The organism is Alkalihalophilus sp. As8PL, assembly GCF_040939795.1.
GTDB classification, from domain to species: Bacteria; Bacillota; Bacilli; order Bacillales; family Bacillaceae_D; genus Alkalihalophilus; species Alkalihalophilus lindianensis.
Genome location: NZ_CP162551.1, coordinates 1,441,253 through 1,460,347, shown reverse-complemented (window position 1 = coordinate 1,460,347; position 19,095 = coordinate 1,441,253). Strand labels below are relative to the sequence as shown.

The following is a 19,095-nucleotide window of genomic DNA, read 5'->3' as shown; positions in this document are numbered from 1 at the left end:
TTTTTATGGAGGGTGAAGGTGCATGTTGAAGAACGTTGCGATACAATGAATTGGTAGAGAAGACGAACAGTAAAGGGCGGACGAATATGAGTATTTTACAAGTAGAACATTTAACGAAAACGTACGGTGAAAAAACGCTTTTCAATGATCTTTCATTTACTATTGGAGAGAAAGAGAGAATAGGATTAATTGGGATTAACGGAACTGGTAAATCTACTCTGTTAAAAGTTCTTGCAGGGATTGAGGGTATGGATCAAGGAGAATTAATTCATGCTAATGACTTTCAGGTAGAGTACCTCCCACAACAGCCGGAGCTTGAAGCGGGGCTAACCGTTTTAGAACAAATTTATTATGGTGACTCCTTGATTATGAAAACGATGCGAGCTTATGAGGAAATGGTATTAGCGCTAGAGAAGGATCCTTCGAATGCGAAAAAACTTGATTCTCTTATGAAGCTTCAACAAAAAATGGATGAATTAGATGCGTGGGAAGCAAATACAACAGCAAAAACCATTTTAATGAAGCTAGGAGTAAGTGACTATACAGCCTCAGTCGACACTCTATCAGGGGGACAGAAGAAGCGTGTTGCCATTGCAAAGGCACTGATTCAGCCAGCTGATCTCTTATTGCTAGATGAGCCTACAAACCATCTTGATCATAATACGATTGAATGGCTTGAAGGATTTTTGGCTCAATATCGTGGAGCATTTGTGGTGATTACCCATGATCGTTATTTCCTTACGCGGGTGACGAATAAAATGATTGAACTTGATCGAGGAAACCTCAATCAATATGAGGGGAATTATGAACAATACCTCATGTTAAAAGCAGAACGGGAAGAACAGGAGTTATCACAAGAGCGTAAGCGTCAAAATTTATTGAGAAGAGAGCTTGCTTGGCTTCATCGTGGAGCAAAAGCGCGTACAACAAAGCAAAAAGCCAGAATACAGCGTGTGGACGAATTAAAGGAAGACAACCCAGAATTTATTAACCGAGAATTTGATTTTGCAATTGGTTCTACTAGGTTAGGAAAGCAAGTGCTTGAAGTTAAAGGGTTAACAAAAGAGTTTGGGGATAAGCATTTAATAACAAATCTAGAATATTTAATTGTTAAAGGAGAACGACTTGGAATTGTTGGTCCTAATGGAAGTGGAAAAACGACTTTACTAGAACTTCTTGCTGGTAGAGAAACTCCTAGTAGTGGAGAGGTCGTTGTCGGCGAAACCGTCAAAATTGGTTATTATACTCAAGAAGATGAAGAGATTGATGGTAACTTACGGGTGATTGATTACATTAAGGAGATAGCGGAGGTTGTGCATACGGTTGATAAAGAGGTCATTACCGCTGAACAAATGCTTGAGCGGTTTTTATTTCCGAGGTCGATGCAGTATACCTATGTAAGACGCTTATCAGGAGGAGAAAAGCGTCGGTTGTATTTACTTAAGGTGCTGATGGGGGAACCAAATGTATTATTTCTAGATGAACCTACCAATGACTTAGATACTCAAACGTTATCTGTGCTTGAAGATTATTTAGATCAATTCCCTGGAGTAGTGGTAACGGTATCCCATGACCGGTATTTTCTTGATCGAGTTGTTGATCACTTATTAGTGTTCAGAGGTGATGGAGCGATTGAACGTTTTCAAGGACATTACAGTGATTATTTACAATCAATGCTTCAAGTCAATTCTAATGAGAAAAACGTTGAAAAGGTAGACGATCGAAAAGCTGAAAAAACTAAACGAAAGCTATCTTACCATGAACAAAAGGAATGGGACGGGATTGAAGAAAAAATTGAAAAGCTAGAAATGAAAAAAGAAGAATTAGAAAAATCGATAACCAGCGCTGGAAGTGATTACGGAAAGATTAGTGATTTAATGGCGGAGAAAGTGGAGTTAGAGAGCGAGCTTGAGGCCTTAATGGAACGTTGGGAAGAGTTATCGATGATGATTGAAGAAATGAAAGGTTAAAAAAAGTTATATAAATATTGTACAAAACCCTCGCTAAATTGTATAAGTGCGATACAATATAGTAATAAATTACCGATAATAAAGTAGGGGTATGAGTGAGGGGTGAGAGATATGGGCACATCTATAAATGGTGATCGCTTGTTTGAGCAAGCTTTTCATTTTTCGACTATCGGGTTAGTGCTAGTCGGAATGGATGGGAAATATTTAAAAGTGAATGGAGCCTATTGTAAAATGTTAGATTGCGCAATGGAAGGAATTTTATCACATCCATTTATTAAGCATATTCACCAAGATCACCAAGTGGAGGTTCAGCTCTCACTCAATACCTTACTAAATCAGGAAACCATGTATGTTAATCAAGAGGTCATGCTACATGATCAGAAGTCAGAAAATACTTGGGCCGAGCTAACGATTTCCCTTGTGACAAATGAAAAGAATCAATCACTTTATTACCTTATACAAGTTCGAGATCTTTCAATTCAAAAAGCGATTTCGAAAAGGTTAAAAGTAAGTGAAGCGAAGTTAAACCAAGTGATCGAAACAGTTCCTAGTGGTTTAATGATGATGAACCGTGAGGGGGAAATCATCTTTGCGAATAAGTTAGCAGAAAGTATACTGAATTCTCGTTTAGATGCCCAGTCAAGAATAGTTTACAATGCCCCAGAATGGAAGAATCGACATTTAGACGGTCGACCAATGGAAGATCATGAACTTCCTTTTTCAATTGTGATGAATACGAAAGAGTCTGTCTTTGGAGTCGAACACATGATGGAGGGAAAAGATGGGGGAAAGACGTTAATTTCTGTTAACGCCGCTCCTTTGTACGATGAAATAGACCAAATCATGGGCGTCTTATTTTCGATAACAGATATCACAGCGCAAAAGCTTACCGAACAACAATTGCTTGATGCGAATCTGATGTTTAAACGACAATCTGAGATAGATGGATTAACAGGCATTGCGAATCGGCGTTCTTTCGATAAAACATTAAAAGGAGAATGGGATAAGAGTATAAAAGAAAGCTCTGCCCTAACCTTGATTATGTTTGACTTAGACTCTTTTAAAAACTACAACGATACCTACGGCCATCAACAAGGAGATGACTGTTTGAGACAAGTAGCAACCGCCGTCCAAGAAGTAGTTATAAAAGATGATGCATTTCTTGCGCGTTATGGTGGTGAAGAATTTGCAGTCCTAAAGAGCAATGCGACTAAAGAGGAAAGCATTAGATTGGCTGAGAAGATAAAAGAGACGGTCTACAAATTAAACATACCTCATGAAAACTCACCGGTAGATCATGTTGTTACGGTCAGTGTAGGAGTAGCGGTAAAGGAAGATCACACTTATCTGAGCATTGAAGTATTTTTTGATTGGGCAGATAAAGCGATGTATCAAGCGAAAAGAAATGGAAGAAACCAAGTATTGATGTATCAAAGTAACGTCTAAGGAGGTATAGACGTTACTTTTTTTTGATATGATTGAATGTTTTTGATTGAATATGAATGTTTTTGGTTGTATACTCATAGTAATAAAGAAAGCTAGAGGTGTTTAAAGATGCTGACATTTGAACGTCAAGAGCTGATCTTATCCATGCTTAAGGAGCAGCAAACTATAAAGATGCAAGAAATAGTTGATGAAACAGGTGCTTCGGAGTCAACGATTAGAAGAGATTTAAAGGAGTTAGAGCAATCAAATAAATTAAAGCGCATACATGGTGGGGCGACTTTATTTCAAAAAAAATTAGTAGAACCAACCATTGCAGAAAAAACAGTCAAAAACCGTCACGAAAAACGTTTAATCGCTCAAAAAGCGGCTGAACTTATTGAAGAAGGAGATTGTCTGTTTTTAGATGCAGGTACGAGTACAGTTGAATTGATTCCATTCCTTAAAGGAAAGAATATCGTTGTCGTTACAAATGGATTAACGAATATTAGCGAGTTACTCGAGGCTGAGATTGAGACCCATGTTGTTGGGGGTTATGTAAAAAAAGGAACCAGGGCCTTCGTAGGAAGAGGAGCTATTCAATCTTTAGAGGGGTACCGTTTTGATAAAGCGATTATCGGTGCAAATGGAATTAGTATTCAAGATGGGTGTACGACGCCAGATCCTGAAGAAGCATTTATTAAGGAGCTAGCTATCAAACGATCTTCACAAAGCTATGTATTAGCAGATCATACAAAGTTTGGAGAAATTTCGTTTTCAAAATTTGCAGATTTAAACGAAGTAACCATTATTACGAGTAATCAAGTAGAAGAAGATATGATCGAGCAGCTTCTTCGTAATACGAAAGTCGAGGTGACACCTGCATGATCTATACGGTAACACTAAACCCCGCTGTAGACTATTTTCTCGAAATTGACGGACTAACGCTAGGGCAAGTTAACCGTTCTATAGGAGAACGCAAAGCACCTGGTGGAAAAGGGATTAATGTTTCGAGGGTATTAAAAAGGCTAGGATATTCAAGCGAAGCTTTAGGATTTATCGGCGGATTTACAGGAAGATTTATTGAAGATGCGCTACGTGATGAAGCAATCCAAACAAACTTTATTAAAGTAAACGGAGATTCACGAATCAATGTAAAAGTGCACAGCGAAGAGGAAACCGAATTAAATGGAACGTCTCCAGAAATCAGCAAGGAACAACTTCAACAATTAGAGTCTCAATTGAAGAAGTTAACTGAAGGAGATGTTTTGGTATTAGCAGGGAGTGTCCCGACCACTCTTTCTGTATGCCTATATCAAGATATGATTTCAATCGCTAGAAAGCAAGGTGCATTTGTTTGTTTGGACACAAGTGGAGAGTCATTGGAGAAAGCGATTCAAGCAAGGCCATCTTTCATCAAACCGAATCATCATGAACTAGGGGAGATGTACGGTGTTGACATAACAGAAGTACAACAAGCTATTCCATATGCAAAGGACTTGGTAGGAAAAGGGATTGACTATGTACTTGTATCATTTGCAGGCGAAGGAGCTCTTCTTGCGACAAAAGAAGAGATGTATTTTGCGACACCACCTCGTGGCATCGTTCAAAATTCAGTTGGTGCCGGTGACTCAACGGTAGCTGGTTTTATCGCTGCTATGCAAGAGGGTAAGACGGATCGAGAAGCACTTTCTTTTTCGGTAGCAGCAGGGAGTGCGACAGCCTTTTCAAAGAGTTTTTGTCAACGAAAAGAAGTAGAGGAATTTAGTCAAACGATTGATGTGAAAAAATGGGGAGAGGTGAATGTAGATGAGAATCTCTGATTTATTAAAGAGAGAGACAATCGTACTTGATATGAGCGCGACTGAGAAGGAATCGGCAATTGATGAATTGGTTCGTTGTTTGGATGGTGCTGGCAGATTAAAAGATGCTAGCGAATACAAAAAAGCGATTCAAGCTCGTGAAGATCAGAGCACAACAGGGATTGGGGAAGGGATAGCGATTCCTCATGCGAAAACGTCTGCAGTACTTACGCCTGCTATCGCTTTTGGTCGTTCGAAAAAAGGTGTGGATTATGAAGCGTTAGATGGCCAACCGAGTTATCTATTTTTTATGATAGCAGCTTCGGAAGGGGCGAATAATGAGCACTTAGAGACATTATCAAGGCTCTCAACCTATTTAATGGATGAAAGTTTTCGTCAGTCGCTTTTGCAAGCGTCTTCAGAAGAAGAAATCTTAAAAGCGATTGACGATAAGGAAATTGAAGAAGAAGGGGAAGAAGAGGGACAAGATACATCTAGTAATCATGAGATTGACCTACTGGCTGTTACGGGGTGTCCTACCGGTATTGCACATACTTACATGGCTGCAGATGCCCTTAAAGAAGAAGCTCGTAAGCAAGGTGTTTCGATTAAGGTTGAAACGAACGGATCTAGTGGAGTGAAAAATCGCTTAACAGATCAAGAAATTACACAGGCAAAAACAATCATTGTTGCAGCAGATACAAAAATTGAGATGGATCGATTTGATGGTAAGCCAGTCATACAAGTTGGGGTCACAGATGGAATTAGAAGACCTAAACAATTAATTGAAGAAGGCTTAGCTGGCAATGCTCCAATCTATCAATCTAGTGGAGGCTCTTCTAAACAAAAGAGTAGTGGTGAAGCCCAAAAGAGAAGTGGATTTTATAAGCATTTAATGAATGGTGTATCAAACATGCTCCCGTTTGTTGTTGGAGGTGGTATCTTAATTGCGATTTCATTTATGTTTGGTATTGACTCCGATAACCAATTTGCCCAGATGTTAAGTGAAATTGGTGGAGGAAATGCTTTCTTCCTTATGATACCAGTGCTTTCTGCCTTTATTGCGATGAGTATTGCTGATCGTCCAGGCTTTGCAGCGGGTATGGTTGGTGGGTTGATTGCTCTGAATGGTGAAGCTGGGTTCCTGGGAGGGTTAATTGCTGGTTTCCTAGCAGGTTATATTGCTCTTTTAGTGAAACGTGTACTAGAAGGTTTACCGGCTTTCTTGGAAGGAATAAAAACTATTTTGTTCTATCCTGTATTAAACATTTTCTTAACAGGTATGATTATGCTTATCCTTGTCACGCCACTCTCCGCTTTTAATAACGGTCTTGAAAATTGGCTTGGTGGTATGGGCACGACGAATATGGTGATATTAGGGTTGATCCTTGGCGGAATGATGGCGATTGACATGGGTGGTCCGATCAACAAAGCTGCCTTCACTTTTGGTATTGCGATGATTGATGCTGGTAATTTTGGACCCCATGCAGCTGTTATGGCAGGGGGGATGGTTCCTCCATTAGGGATTGCGTTAGCAACTACTTTCTTTAAGCAGAAATTCACAAAACAAGAACGAGAAGCAGGAAAAACTAATTATGTGTTAGGAGCTTCTTTCATTACAGAAGGAGCGATTCCATTTGCGGCTTCAGATCCGGGTCGAGTGATTCCGGCTGTTATAACAGGATCAGCAGTAGCAGGTGCTCTTACCGCATTATTTGGAATTGGACTTAGAGCACCACACGGCGGAGTTTTTGTTATTCCATTAGTAGAAGGTGGGTTCTTACTTTACGGTTTAGCAATCTTGATCGGTTCTGTGATAACCGCGCTAATGTTAGGGATGTTAAAGAAAAAAGTACTATAAATAAGCAAGGCCAAAGTGAAAAGCTTTGGTCTTTGTTTATTTTAAAACAGTTGTTGATATGTCTGACTTTTCTATATACTTATCTATACAGGTCAAGATAATAAGGGGATTAGTAAATGAAGGACATAACAGACTATCTGGAAGCGACGATAGAAGATCTTCAAGAAAAAATGAATAAAAAAGAAGTAACAGCCAGAGAACTTACGCTGTATTATTTAAAACGAATTGCCACTTATGATCAGTCGTTATCATCTGTTCTTGAAATAAATCCCGAGGCTGTTCATATTGCAGCTTCCCTAGATGTAGAGCGTGAACGACTTGGGGCTAGAAGTGTTTTGCATGGAATACCTATTCTTCTAAAAGACAATATTGACACAGGTGATAAGATGCATACAAGTGCTGGAACACTTGTCCTTGGGCATTCTTACGCGAAAAAGGATGCTTTTCTTGTACAAAAATTACGTGATGCAGGTGTGGTTATCTTAGGAAAAACCAATATGTCAGAATGGGCTTATTTCATGTCTAGTGAAGGAATGCCTAGTGGGTATAGTGCAAGGGGAGGCCAAACCAACAACCCATATGGCCCAGGTAAATTTGATGTAGGTGGATCGAGTTCGGGTTCAGGAGCAGCTATTGCAAGCAACCTGGCTGTGGCGGCTGTAGGCACAGAAACCTCTGGATCTATTTTGAGCCCGGCTAGCCAGAATAGTTTAGTCGGGATTAAGCCAACGGTTGGACTGGTTAGCCGGTCTGGAATTATTCCGCTTTCCCATACTCAAGATACGGCGGGACCGATGGCAAGAACAGTGCGTGATGCCGTCCATTTACTTCATGTCATGGTCGGGGATGATAAAGAGGACGTAATTACGTCAACATGTACCTATCCTTCTACTAAATTATTAGAGGCACTCAATGATGCTAGCCTAGTCGGGAAACGAATAGGGGTTGTGCGTAACTCTAAAATAATGGATGCGTTAGATCAAGATAAAAAAGTAGTGTATGAGAAGGCTTTAAAACAACTAGAGGATGCAGGAGCAAATGTTATTGATCATGTAAGCATACCTTCATCCTCTCGTGAGTGGAGCTATGATGTTCTCACTCATGAATTTAAAGCTAATTTAAACGCATACTTAGCAAGACTTGATGCTTCTGTAGCTAACAGGACATTAAAAGAAATCATTAAGTGGAATCGTGAAAATAAAGAAACAGCTTTAGCGTATGGACAATCTTTGCTTGAGCTATCGGAACTGACCTCGGGATCCTTAACTGAAACAGATTATCTTAACGCCTTATATGAGGATGACTATTATTCGAAAAGAGCTGGAATTGATGTCGTGCTAACAGATCATGAGCTTGATGCTCTTGTTTTCCCTAATAATCTTGGCGCTGCTATTCCAGCTAAAGCTGGTTATCCTTCACTAACAGTGCCTGCAGGTTATACAGAAGCAGGAGAGCCTGTTGGGGTCACATTCACAGCAAAAGCTTGGGGTGAACCTCTCCTTATAGAAATAGCTGAGGCATATGAACAAGCGACAAAAGCAAGGAGACCACCTTCTCTTTAAGCCCGACTATCGATTAAAGAATAGGTTTATGGTAAACTATACGTATAATTGAATGATTTCCACTAGGGGTGTCAGTGTAGCTGACTGAGAGAGGATAACCTCAACTCTTATAACCTGATCTAGCTTGAACTAGCGTAGGGAAGTGGTGTGGCACATCAAATCTCGTTGTCTCTTATGTGTACATGACATCCCCTTCGTGGAACGAAAGGGGATTTTTTTGATGGATCGTGAACGTTTAACAATTATGATTGAAGTAGCAGTGATGGCAGGTCTTGCACTTGTCTTAAGTTTTGTGAAATTTGGGGCGTTATGGGCGATGGGAGGATCCATCTCTTTAGTTATGGTACCAATCTTTTTAATTGCGTTTCGCCGTGGTTTTAAGGTGGGAATCTTGACGGGTCTATTAGTGGGGTTGCTAGGGTTAGTAACAGGTCCTACGATCGTTCACATTGTGCAGCTAGTCCTTGATTATCCACTTGCTTATATGGTCCTTGGAGTGGCTGGAATCTTTGCTGCTAAAAAAGGTCAACTGGCTCCAAAAGCAAGTATTATTGTCGTCGGTCTATTGCTTGCAACTTCTTTGAGATTTTTAAGTCATTTTTCATCAGGGGTAATCTGGTTTGGCCAATACGCTCCTGAGGGTATGAATCCAGCTATTTATTCACTTTTTTATAACTTATCTTATTTAGTACCTGAAATGCTGATTACAATGGCTTTACTTTTGTTCTTAGCTAAATCGTATCCACAGTTTTTTAAAACAAGATCTTTAACCTAAATAATCTATATGCAGATGCAAAAGCCTCCTAAGTTGTTAGGGGGCTTTGTTTGATACGTAAGGGTTTTCAAACGGTAAAATAGGGAATAAGTAATGGAGAATGTTCATTAGGAGGGGATCAATTGAAACGTACAGAAACGCAAGCTCTAATTGAATCGGTAATGAGTGGCTTAGCTGAAAGAAGTGACTTTTTAGGAATTGAGGATGATGAGAAAAGGAGGTTTGTATGTGGCTCAGCAAAAGAGATTTTAAAGACCACTGATAAAGTGATCAAAAGCTACATACGTGTCTCTACTGAAAAAGATGGGATTGTACGAATTCCTGCTTACCGGGTACAGCATAATAATATTAGCGGATTCTATAAAGGTGGGATCCGGTTTAGCGAGTTTGTAAATGAAGCAGAAGTGGAGAATTTAGCGATTCTAATGACCCTGAAAAATGCTTTACACCGTCTTCCTTATGGAGGAGCTAAAGGAGGGGTGCATGTTGATCCTAGAAAGTTTACAGAAAAAGAATTAAACCTCATTAGTAAGAAATATGTGCAACGCTTCTCACGTGATATCGGTCCAAATCATGATATTCCAGCTCCTGACTTAGGGACGAATGAAAAGATTGTTGACTGGATGGTCGGAGAATTTAAAACGATTCATCCAGGTGAGCAGTATCTAGGTTCATTTACAGGAAAGAGTGTAGAAAATGGTGGAGCGCGTGGAAGAAGAGAAGCAACAGGTAGAGGAACCTTTTTAAGCTACTCATGGATGCTTGATGAATGGGCAGGTTTGCATGCGAATGGGAACGATATTAACCGCCATAAACAATGGGAGACATTGAAGTCATTAAGAGAGCAAACAGAGAATGGGGAGCCAATCCGAGTGGCAGTTCAAGGCTTTGGTAATGTGGGTGGTGTAGCAGCACTAGAGGCTTACACATATTCCAAATACCAACACAAAGTAGTAGCTGTATCAGATCGGTTTACAACTTTGTACCATAGTGAGGGTCTGGATATAGAGAAACTGATTGAATATACAAAGAAGGGACGCGATCTCCCTTCAAATAGTGAACATTTAAAGCAAGCAGGTGTTGAAGCGGAAATAAAGCCTGTTACCGATGTATTGATAGTTGATACAGATGTCTTAATTTTAGCAGCGATTGAAGATCAAATTCACCAGGACAATATGGAAGAGGTTAAAGCGGGTGTGTTAGTAGAAGGTGCCAATGCACCAATTTCTCTTGAGGCTGATGATTATTTTGAACGTAACGGAACGATTGTGATACCAGATATATTAGCTAATGCTGGTGGGGTTATTGTTTCTTACTTAGAGTGGAAGCAAAGTCGAGTGACTGAGCTGTTCACCGAGGAAGAAATTATTGCAGACATGTCGAAACAAATGATTGAAACGCTCAAAAATGTGTATGATTCGTACTTCTCCTCAGTAGATCAAACGATGAGAAATACGTGTTTTACCTTATCATTAGAACGACTTACGGGACTGTTGTATCGTCACGGTAAGTTGTTTTAAATAGAAAGGCTCACTCCAAAGGGTGGAGTGAGCCTTTTTGGTTTTATTGGACTGTAAAAATATCGCCGTAAGAATAATCTGTTTTACCGGCTTTCGTAGAAAATGCAACAAGACGATACTTTCCTGGAGCTAATGTTTCACCATTAATCGTTAAATCATAAGTGAAATCATAATATCCAGCACCAATATTTGTATCTACAAATACACTGCCTACTGGAGATTGTAACGTTTCAGTAAATACCCAGAAATCTAATTCTTCAGCGCCGCCTGGTACATAAGCTGAACCTACAAGATTACCAGTTGCAGGGTTCTGATTGTAACCAAGAGATGTAATACGAGGGTAATCCGGTTCTTGTACGAATAAGATTGTCGGAACCTCAAATGAATTTGAGCCTTCACTTACAATAATCGTTCCAGGGTAATAACCAGGAGCAAGCTTACTAGCATCTACTTCAACATTGAAGTTTACTTTTTGAGTTCTACCTGGTTGAACACGTAAGTTATTGCTTGTATTTACTTTGATTGCTTCTGCACCTTTATCAAATTGAACATCAAACGAATATGCTTTACGCTCGTTAGAAAGGTTATTAATTGTAAAGTGTTGACGTTCTGATTGTAACTCACCATCTAGGTTGAACACGCCAAAAGAGTGGCTGCCAGGTGTGATAAGAGTGTTTGTTTGGATGGCATCAAGTACGCGGATGCTTCCCGCACCTTGTGTGTTATGAGGGTAGCGGTTGCCATTTGCATCATATAAATTTTCAGCTGTGTTCATTAGTGAAGCTTTAACTGCGTCTACACCCCATTTTGGGTTCGCTTCAAGAATAAGTGCTGCTGCACCTGCCACATGAGGAGCGGCCATACTCGTACCTTGAAGAGCAGCATAACCATGCGGATTATCCGCTTGGTGAGTCGGAACTGTACTTGTAATGTTTACACCAGGTGCAGAGACATCTGGTTTGATCATCCAAGTATCCATGACAGGACCACGAGATGAGAAGTCTGCGACTGTTTCATCCACGACTTTATCGAATTTGATTGAGAAACTTACTTGATCATTGCCATCTTTAAGGTCATCTAATAATAGTTGTCCGTCAGCATTAGTTAATTTAACTGTCGGAATAGCCATACCTGGAACATCAGGCATTTCACCATCTAGGTGGTTAAAAATAATTGCGCCAACAGCTCCAGCTGCTTTCGCATTTGCTGCTTTATCAACAAAGGCATATTCACCACGGACCATTAGGGCGACTTTTCCAGTGAGGTCTTTATCTTCAAAATCAGATGCAGCACCAAGTCCAGCATATACAAACTCAAGCTCTTCGCCATCTAGTGCTAATAATTCTTCCGTTGTTGAAAAGCCCATCACTTTTGCACTTTCAAATGTCTTATCAGAGTCAGTTGAAATATCTGCGCTAAATACTTCGTATGGTAAGCGAGTTGCTCCTACAGAGATCGCTTCACGAGAAGTACCAGGTGAGCCCACTGTCCAATTGTTTGGACCGCTGTTTCCGTTTGATGTAACAGCAACAACACCTTCAGCCATTGCCCAATCAAGTGCAATGCTTGTAGCCCAGTCAGGACTATTTAATGTGTTTCCTAAAGATAGATTCATAACATCAGCGCCGTCTTGAACAGCACGTTCAATACCAGCTACGACATTTTCAGTTGTACCACTTCCGCCAGGACCTAGTACACGGTAACCAAGAAGTGTGGCATCTGGTGCTACACCCTTAATTAAACCATTTGCTGCAACAGTACCAGCTACGTGAGTTCCGTGATTCGTTTGACGACCGCGTGGATCACCTGGTGGTGTTTCTTGAGGGTCATTATTGTTATCAACAAAGTCCCATCCTTTGTAGTCGCCGAATGCGTGAGCTAGATCAGGGTGAGTATAATCGACACCTGTATCAATAACGGCAACAGTTACGCCTTCGCCTGTAAAGCCTGCCTCCCATGCATCATTTGAACCAATGTGAGGAGCACTGTCAAACATAGAAGGGCTGTAAGCATCCTCTTCAATCATAAGCCCTTCATCAATTGTTGTAGTCGTATATTCAACATCAGGGTAAATGGCTTTTACTCCTGGAATCGTAAGGAGGTTTGGAATTTCATTACCTTTTAACTCAACAGCAAACCCAGAGAATATGTACTCATACTCTTGTCCGATTTTGCTAGAAGATGTTTCTTTCAGCACGTTGTTTTTAACTTGGTCACGCTTAGCTTTTAAATTTTGCTTAGATTGGTTCTTACCTTTATGCTTTGCTTCAACAATTGATTCTTCTTCTAACTCAACAATCACAGTAGTAGGAGCAGAAGATTTTGTATCAATTTCTCCCCTTATTTCTGCAAGAGAAAGGTCTCCTTGATTATTCGCAAATGACGCCGTCCCAAAACTAGTAAGAGCAAGTGCAAGTACCAGTGTATAGATGACGAACGTTTGGAAGGTTCGTTTCATAAAATAGCTCATCTCCTTTTAGTAAGTTGAAAATAATAGAGCTCTAGTGGGATCCGCACTAAACACACGACTATTTTCGTTATAATGGCAATATTCTATTAAATGTTACATATTCCTTCATACTTTACCAAAATTGAGTATTAGTGCCTGTTTATGTAGAATGAGATGATAACAAAGACATCTGTGTCAAAAGTCTCGCAAGTTAAAATCAGCAAAATTCTTACTGATTATTCTTTTTTTACAATAATTATTAATATACTAATATCACAAGTGGGTATTTTGACCAGGTTCAATACTCACTATTAGGAAGAATGAAATCTATTTCGTAATGAAAAAATTTTAAAAATCGAAATAAATTTAAAAGAAAGCTCAAGAAAAGAGATTTGGCAGTGAGATAAGAGCATGATATTCTGGTCGTAATTAGAGGCATTTTTTATAAGAAGGGAGAGAGAGATGCTACATATTCTATTTTCACATGCGGCTAAGGCTACATTTACACAAGCGTTCCAAGAGACAATCATTCCTTTCTCTGGTGAGGTGATAGTATCCGAGCCTTATCTCCAACTAGGGTCTTTAGTAGATGAGAGAAAACGAATGAAAGAGTTATCGGTGATATTTGGAATAAAAGCAGGTGAAGAGGAAAGAGGAGCACTTTTAAAGCAATTTCAACAACAAGTTGTAAAAATACAAGATGCTGTAAATAGAGGCCATGAAATAACTTTTTGGGTAGGCGAAGAAGCGGCTGATGAGATCGCGATGATGTATTTGATAGAGGAACTAGATTTAGTTAATCAAGCTACATGCCTTTCTTTAAATCGTGTCAGAGGACCTTTATTAGTTCGAGAGTTACCTCCTGAAAGGCTTGAAGCGCATTTTCTACCGATTGAATTATCTAGTGATGCAATTAGGCAGCTTCAGCTAACATGGAACGAATTAAAAAAAGAAGAGAGTGATCTTAGAATTCGAAGGGCTGACTTTATTTACGATCATCTTGATTATTCTTATTACGATAGTAAACTTTTAACGCTTATGGAGGAGAACGAAGAAAGTCTCGTAGCGAAATTAGTAGGAGAGATATATGGGAGAGAGCCTCACCTTCCTTTTCCATTTTTTCTTTGGAGAATAATGGTGCTAGTTGAGATGAACACCATTGAATGGGTAGAGAAAATGGAAGATGCTATGATGAGTAAAGTCATGATACGAAAGTAAAGAGAAGCGCTTTGTTGGCGCTTCTCTTTACTTTTAATTCGGACGCTTGCTATAGCGATTCCAGAAGTTCAAAATCCAAGAGAATGGGAAAGGGAGTTTATAGCCTGCTTTTTCAAATTGGCGAAGCAAGTTAATGAAAGCTCCTCCAATCCTGCGGTGCTTGCGGACTTCTTCTTCATCCGTTTGTACGGTAAGGCGGTAACCATTTTCTAATCCTTCTAACTTAATTTCTTTTATTCCTACTTTCTCCGTTGTTTCAAGTTTCTTTTCATTCATCTGAATTCCTCCTATGAGTGTAGTTTTCTACTTGAAATAAAAAATGAAATCAATCCTACGAGTAAAACAATACTACTCCCGATAAAAAAGGGATGATGCTCAAGTAATAGTGCACTTAGTGTACTAATGACGCCTAGTAAAAAGAAGACAAAAGAATAGTGTCTAGACCATCGTTTGTAGTCAGTATGCCTTTTCTCATTGTGATGTTTTTGTTGCTGTTGTCGAAGAAGTTTAGGCTCGTCTAGTAGTGCATCCAATCGCTTTGGTAAGGAGATTAAGGTACGTGATAAAGATTTAAACCATTTATTTCCAAATGGTGTACCAGTTTCTTCGTCTCGATTATTTTCTTCAAGCCAATCAAGAACAATCGGTTTGCCGAGTTTAAAAAGATCTAGTTTAGGGTCTATACTATACAGAACCCCCGTTAATGTAGATACGGCTCTACCTAAAAAAGCGAACTCACTAGGCATCTGAACAGGCAAATCACGTAATAAAAGTCTAAAATCTGCTAAAAGGTGATTCATTACATCCTCATCCCAACCATTCACATTAGCTGTGAGAGCTACCTCCAAAAAATCGTTAAACATACGCTCTAATTGGTGTTTATCAGCATGAGGTAAAAGGAAGTGTAGCTTATCTAATGAATGAACGACTTGTTCATAATCATTTAATACAAGGCCTTCAACGAGTAATTGTAGTTCCTTGCTATCTTGCTTTTTAATTGACGCAACCATCCCAAAGTCTATTAACACAATCGTTCCATCTTGTTTTAATAAAATGTTGCCGGGATGAGGGTCTGCATGAAAAATGCCTTCTCGTAATAGCTGCTCTAAAAATAGTGCAAGTAAGTTTTGGGCTAATTGATCCTTTGAAAAAGGTAGTAATTTAATCTGTGTCTTATCAATCACGCTCGTTCCTTCAATCCATTCCATTACTAATACTTTCTTAGTCGTTAAACTCTCATTGAAGCTAGGGATGTGAACACCTTCTGAGTCTGCATATTTTTCCTGAAACAGTAACCCGTTTTGTAGTTCTTGCTTAAAATCTAGTTCAGCAGAAATGACACGTTCAACTTCTGAAAATAATTGTTTTGTGTTCATGGTTTTGCCAATGATCGTGAAGCGACCGGCTAAAAACATTACGATTGATAATGCTCGTAAGTCTGCCTTGATGACTTTTGAGATCGTTGGACGTTGAACTTTTAACGCGACAACTTCTCCTGACTGTAAGGTTGCTTTATGGACTTGTCCAATCGAAGCAGATGCGATTGGCTCTTCGGTACAGCTTGTTAAAATATTTTTATAAGGTTGCCCCCACTCTTGTTCAAGTACCTTTTTGGTTTCATTCCATGGTACGGGGGGTACATGATCAACTAAATCAGCTAATTCTTGTAAAAAAACCTCCGGCAATAGATCGGCACGTGTAGCTAAGAACTGGCCTAGTTTAATGAGAAGACCTTCAAGTCTTAATGCTTTTCGTTTATACTCCCGTGCTTGTGCGAGCAACAGGTTATTCCATTTTTCATGATCCCACTTATTACGATGTTTACGTTGAAAGTTCATAATTTGAAAGAAAAATTTACTACTCATAAAGACGATGGTGAAAATGCGATAGATGGAAAAATTCTTCATAATAGATAACTCACCTTCGTTTTTATTTTATTATACAAGTTGTATAATAAATGTGCATGTGAAAGAACTTCTATTGGAGATAGTAGGTGATAATTTGAAGCTTGAACGCTATTCGTATATGAAAAGAAATCGGTTAAAAGCTTTTTTTGATCATTTTCCTGATTCTCCAGTTATTTTTAGCAAGATAGGATCTTATTATTTTGTTTATGTCATTCAGTGGTCAGAGTATGACCCAATCGTGCTGAGAGAAGATTTAGAAGAGATGGAATGGCTGATCAATAAGGAACTCGGTCTACAAGAGGAATATCAAAATAGGCGTTCACATACAGAAATATAAAAGGAGTTAGTGAGGTCATATGGCTAATATAATTGTAGTAGGTAGCATAAATAGTGACCTAGTCGTTACGGTTAAACGTTATCCGAAAGCTGGTGAAACACTTAGGGGAACAGACTTCTCTTGGTATCCTGGTGGTAAAGGGGCGAATCAGGCTGTTGCAGCAGTACGCTTAGGCGCGACTGTAGAAATGGTCGGAGCGGTTGGTAATGATCCATATGGAGAGGCATTAATGAATTCATTGAGAGTCAATCTAGTTGGAGTCAACTATGTAAAAGTGGTCCAGGGGGCCTCAGGGACTGCGATGATCACAGTAGAAGAAAATGGTGAGAATCGCATCATATTAGCGACAGGTGCTAATCAATATGTAACATGGAACAGCAAGGATGTGTTTAAGTCAGGGGAATGGCTAATTGTCCAAAATGAAATCCCGTGGGGCATAACAGAATCGGCGATTAAATTAGCGGCAGCCGAAGGGGTGAAAGTGCTACTAAACCCAGCCCCGGCAAAAAAAATTCCTAGTGCTCTTTTACCTTTAATAGATGTTTTGGTTGTAAACGAACATGAGGCTAAGGTTGTAGCGGATGTGGATGCCGATAATGGGACAGATGAAGATTTAATTGCCCATTTATTATCAAAAGGGGTAAGAAATGTTCTTTTGACTTTAGGAAAGAGAGGATGTATGTACGCGTCAAAAAAAGAAATCATTCATTTTCCTGCACACTTAGTAACTAACGTGGTCGATACAACAGCTGCAGGTGATACATTTATTGGAGCTTTTGTTGCTGCTAGAATGGAGGCTAAAACAATAAAAGAGGCACTTCAATTTGCTACAGCAGCTTCAGCGATCGCTATAACTCGTAAAGGAGCTCAGTCATCGATACCCACAAAAGAAGAAGTAGAGAAGTTCATAAAGAGAAATCCAATCAGATAAATAACGAAAAACGACTCATCCATGGATGAGTCGTTTTTTTGCTACGTTTAAGGTATTAACTTATACTGTTGCTTTTTGTAACTTGTCGATAAATTTAAGTGAACGACCAGTCCCTACAGCAACAGATTCTAAAGGGTTTGGCGCTAAGTGAACAGGTACTGAGATTTCTTGTGAGAACCAGTCTTGCATACCGTTTAATAAGGCACCACCACCTGTAATCATGACGCCACGATCCACAATGTCTCCACTTAATTCAGGAGGACAATCTTCAAGCGTTGCACGTACAGCTTCTAACACTTGTAGAAGTGACTCGCTTAATGCTTGTTGAATTTCAGAAGAACGCAGTGTGATTGTCTTAGGTAGACCATTTACTAGGTCACGTCCACGAACTTCCATAGTTAATTCTTCATGTTCGATCGGAGCATACCCAATTTCCATCTTAATTTGTTCAGAAGTACGCTCACCAATTAAGACATTGTAATTTTTACGTACATGCTGAATGATCGCCTCATCAAGTTTATCTCCACCAATTCGAACTGAATTACAGGAAACAACGCCACCAAATGAGATGATCGCAACTTCAGTTGTACCTCCACCAATGTCTACTACCACGTTTGCTACAGGCTCACTAACGGGAAGGTCCGCGCCTATTGCTGCTGCTACAGGCTCTTCTATAATGTGAACATTTTTGGCTCCACAGCTTCTCACTGCATCTAAAATCGCTCTGCGTTCAACTGAAGTTGAACCAGACGGGGCACAAACAACTACATTAGGTTTTCTAAGAGAAAGTCCCAGTTGCTTACTTGCCTTTTTCATGATTTCCTTTAACAAACTAGCTGTCACATCAAAGTCTGCAATAACACCATCACGTAACGGACGTACCGCCACAACATTAGCAGGGGTTTTACCTACCATGCTTTTTGCTTCAGCACCAACTGCAAGCACATCACCTGTTTCGGTGTTTAATGCCACTACAGAAGGCTCGTTCAATACAATACCTTTATCTTTGCTATAAACAAGTATGTTTGCTGTTCCTAAGTCAATTCCAATTTCTGCATTCGACCACATAGTATTCACCAACTTTTCATTTAAAAGTCTTCATAGTTAGCTAGTGTAACAGGCATTTAAATAGAATCAAAGGGGCATAACGCTTATCTTCTATGTAAGAATATGAGAGATGTATGGGACTTGTTTTAGATTTTGCGCTAATTCTTCCAAACCTTGCTAATATAAGGGGTTTGAAGGGTCTTTGGATGTAGGTTTATCTGCTTATCGAGATGAAGAGGGTAAATATGGATTAAAGCCTAGCTTTGTATTTTTATTAGGTCATTAAAATCAAGA

General features: G+C 39.5%; 15 protein-coding genes and 1 riboswitch. Of the genes, 11 read left to right on the top strand and 4 right to left on the bottom strand.

What is annotated here, in order from left to right:
- Positions 1–86 precede the first annotated feature (86 nt).
- From AB3N04_RS08960 to AB3N04_RS08925, 8 genes are all read left to right on the top strand, one after another.
- Positions 87–1,970: an ABC-F family ATP-binding cassette domain-containing protein gene (locus AB3N04_RS08960; RefSeq protein ID WP_368505705.1), complete on the top strand. Its 1,884-nt coding sequence runs from the start codon at positions 87–89 to the stop codon at positions 1,968–1,970.
- A gap of 111 nt (positions 1,971–2,081) precedes the next feature.
- On the top strand, positions 2,082–3,416 hold the full coding sequence (locus AB3N04_RS08955; protein ID WP_368505704.1) for a diguanylate cyclase: 1,335 nt from the start codon (positions 2,082–2,084) through the stop codon (positions 3,414–3,416).
- A 108-nt stretch (positions 3,417–3,524) separates the two neighbouring features.
- On the top strand, positions 3,525–4,280 hold the full coding sequence (locus AB3N04_RS08950) for a DeoR/GlpR family DNA-binding transcription regulator (RefSeq protein ID WP_368505703.1): 756 nt from the start codon (positions 3,525–3,527) through the stop codon (positions 4,278–4,280).
- Positions 4,277–5,215 (top strand): 1-phosphofructokinase, encoded by a 939-nt coding sequence (gene pfkB / locus AB3N04_RS08945; protein ID WP_368505702.1) that lies wholly within the window; start codon positions 4,277–4,279, stop codon positions 5,213–5,215. The genes AB3N04_RS08950 and pfkB overlap by 4 nt, the downstream gene beginning before the upstream one ends.
- Positions 5,202–7,055: a fructose-specific PTS transporter subunit EIIC gene (locus AB3N04_RS08940; RefSeq protein WP_368505701.1), complete on the top strand. Its 1,854-nt coding sequence runs from the start codon at positions 5,202–5,204 to the stop codon at positions 7,053–7,055. The genes pfkB and AB3N04_RS08940 overlap by 14 nt, the downstream gene beginning before the upstream one ends.
- A 116-nt stretch (positions 7,056–7,171) precedes the next feature.
- The gene (locus AB3N04_RS08935) at positions 7,172–8,617 is read left to right on the top strand and encodes an amidase family protein (protein ID WP_368505700.1); all 1,446 of its coding nucleotides are present in this window, start codon (positions 7,172–7,174) and stop codon (positions 8,615–8,617) included.
- A gap of 54 nt (positions 8,618–8,671) precedes the next feature.
- Positions 8,672–8,775, top strand: a riboswitch (TPP riboswitch).
- 62 nt (positions 8,776–8,837) lie between these two features.
- On the top strand, positions 8,838–9,392 hold the full coding sequence (gene thiT, locus AB3N04_RS08930) for an energy-coupled thiamine transporter ThiT (protein ID WP_368505699.1): 555 nt from the start codon (positions 8,838–8,840) through the stop codon (positions 9,390–9,392).
- Positions 9,393–9,514: 122 nt separating this feature from the next.
- Positions 9,515–10,912 carry a Glu/Leu/Phe/Val dehydrogenase gene (locus AB3N04_RS08925; protein ID WP_368505698.1) on the top strand — a complete coding sequence of 466 codons (1,398 nt, stop codon included), beginning with the start codon at positions 9,515–9,517 and terminating at the stop codon, positions 10,910–10,912.
- 43 nt (positions 10,913–10,955) lie between these two features.
- Here the strand turns inward: AB3N04_RS08925 and AB3N04_RS08920 are convergent, their stop codons facing one another.
- The gene (locus AB3N04_RS08920; protein WP_368505697.1) at positions 10,956–13,370 is read right to left on the bottom strand and encodes a S8 family serine peptidase; all 2,415 of its coding nucleotides are present in this window, start codon (positions 13,368–13,370) and stop codon (positions 10,956–10,958) included.
- A gap of 453 nt (positions 13,371–13,823) precedes the next feature.
- On the opposite strand from AB3N04_RS08920, the gene AB3N04_RS08915 reads away from it, so the two are divergent.
- On the top strand, positions 13,824–14,579 hold the full coding sequence (locus AB3N04_RS08915) for a DUF3658 domain-containing protein (protein WP_368505696.1): 756 nt from the start codon (positions 13,824–13,826) through the stop codon (positions 14,577–14,579).
- 33 nt (positions 14,580–14,612) lie between these two features.
- Here AB3N04_RS08915 and AB3N04_RS08910 read toward each other — a convergent pair whose 3' ends face one another.
- Positions 14,613–14,855: a hypothetical protein gene (locus AB3N04_RS08910; protein WP_368505695.1), complete on the bottom strand. Its 243-nt coding sequence runs from the start codon at positions 14,853–14,855 to the stop codon at positions 14,613–14,615.
- 11 nt (positions 14,856–14,866) lie between these two features.
- Positions 14,867–16,486, bottom strand: coding sequence for an AarF/UbiB family protein (locus AB3N04_RS08905; protein WP_368505694.1), 1,620 nt, complete (start codon positions 16,484–16,486; stop codon positions 14,867–14,869).
- Positions 16,487–16,580: 94 nt separating this feature from the next.
- Between AB3N04_RS08905 and AB3N04_RS08900 the strand changes: the two genes are divergently transcribed.
- Both AB3N04_RS08900 and rbsK read left to right on the top strand, forming a co-directional pair.
- The gene (locus tag AB3N04_RS08900) at positions 16,581–16,823 is read left to right on the top strand and encodes a hypothetical protein (protein WP_047973631.1); all 243 of its coding nucleotides are present in this window, start codon (positions 16,581–16,583) and stop codon (positions 16,821–16,823) included.
- 19 nt (positions 16,824–16,842) lie between these two features.
- Complete coding sequence (gene rbsK, locus AB3N04_RS08895; RefSeq protein ID WP_368505693.1) at positions 16,843–17,754, top strand: ribokinase; 912 nt, start codon at positions 16,843–16,845, stop codon at positions 17,752–17,754.
- A 60-nt stretch (positions 17,755–17,814) separates the two neighbouring features.
- On the opposite strand, the gene mreBH is transcribed toward rbsK, so the two are convergent.
- On the bottom strand, positions 17,815–18,822 hold the full coding sequence (mreBH, locus tag AB3N04_RS08890; RefSeq protein WP_368505692.1) for a rod-share determining protein MreBH: 1,008 nt from the start codon (positions 18,820–18,822) through the stop codon (positions 17,815–17,817).
- Between the last annotated feature and the right edge of the window lie 273 nt (positions 18,823–19,095).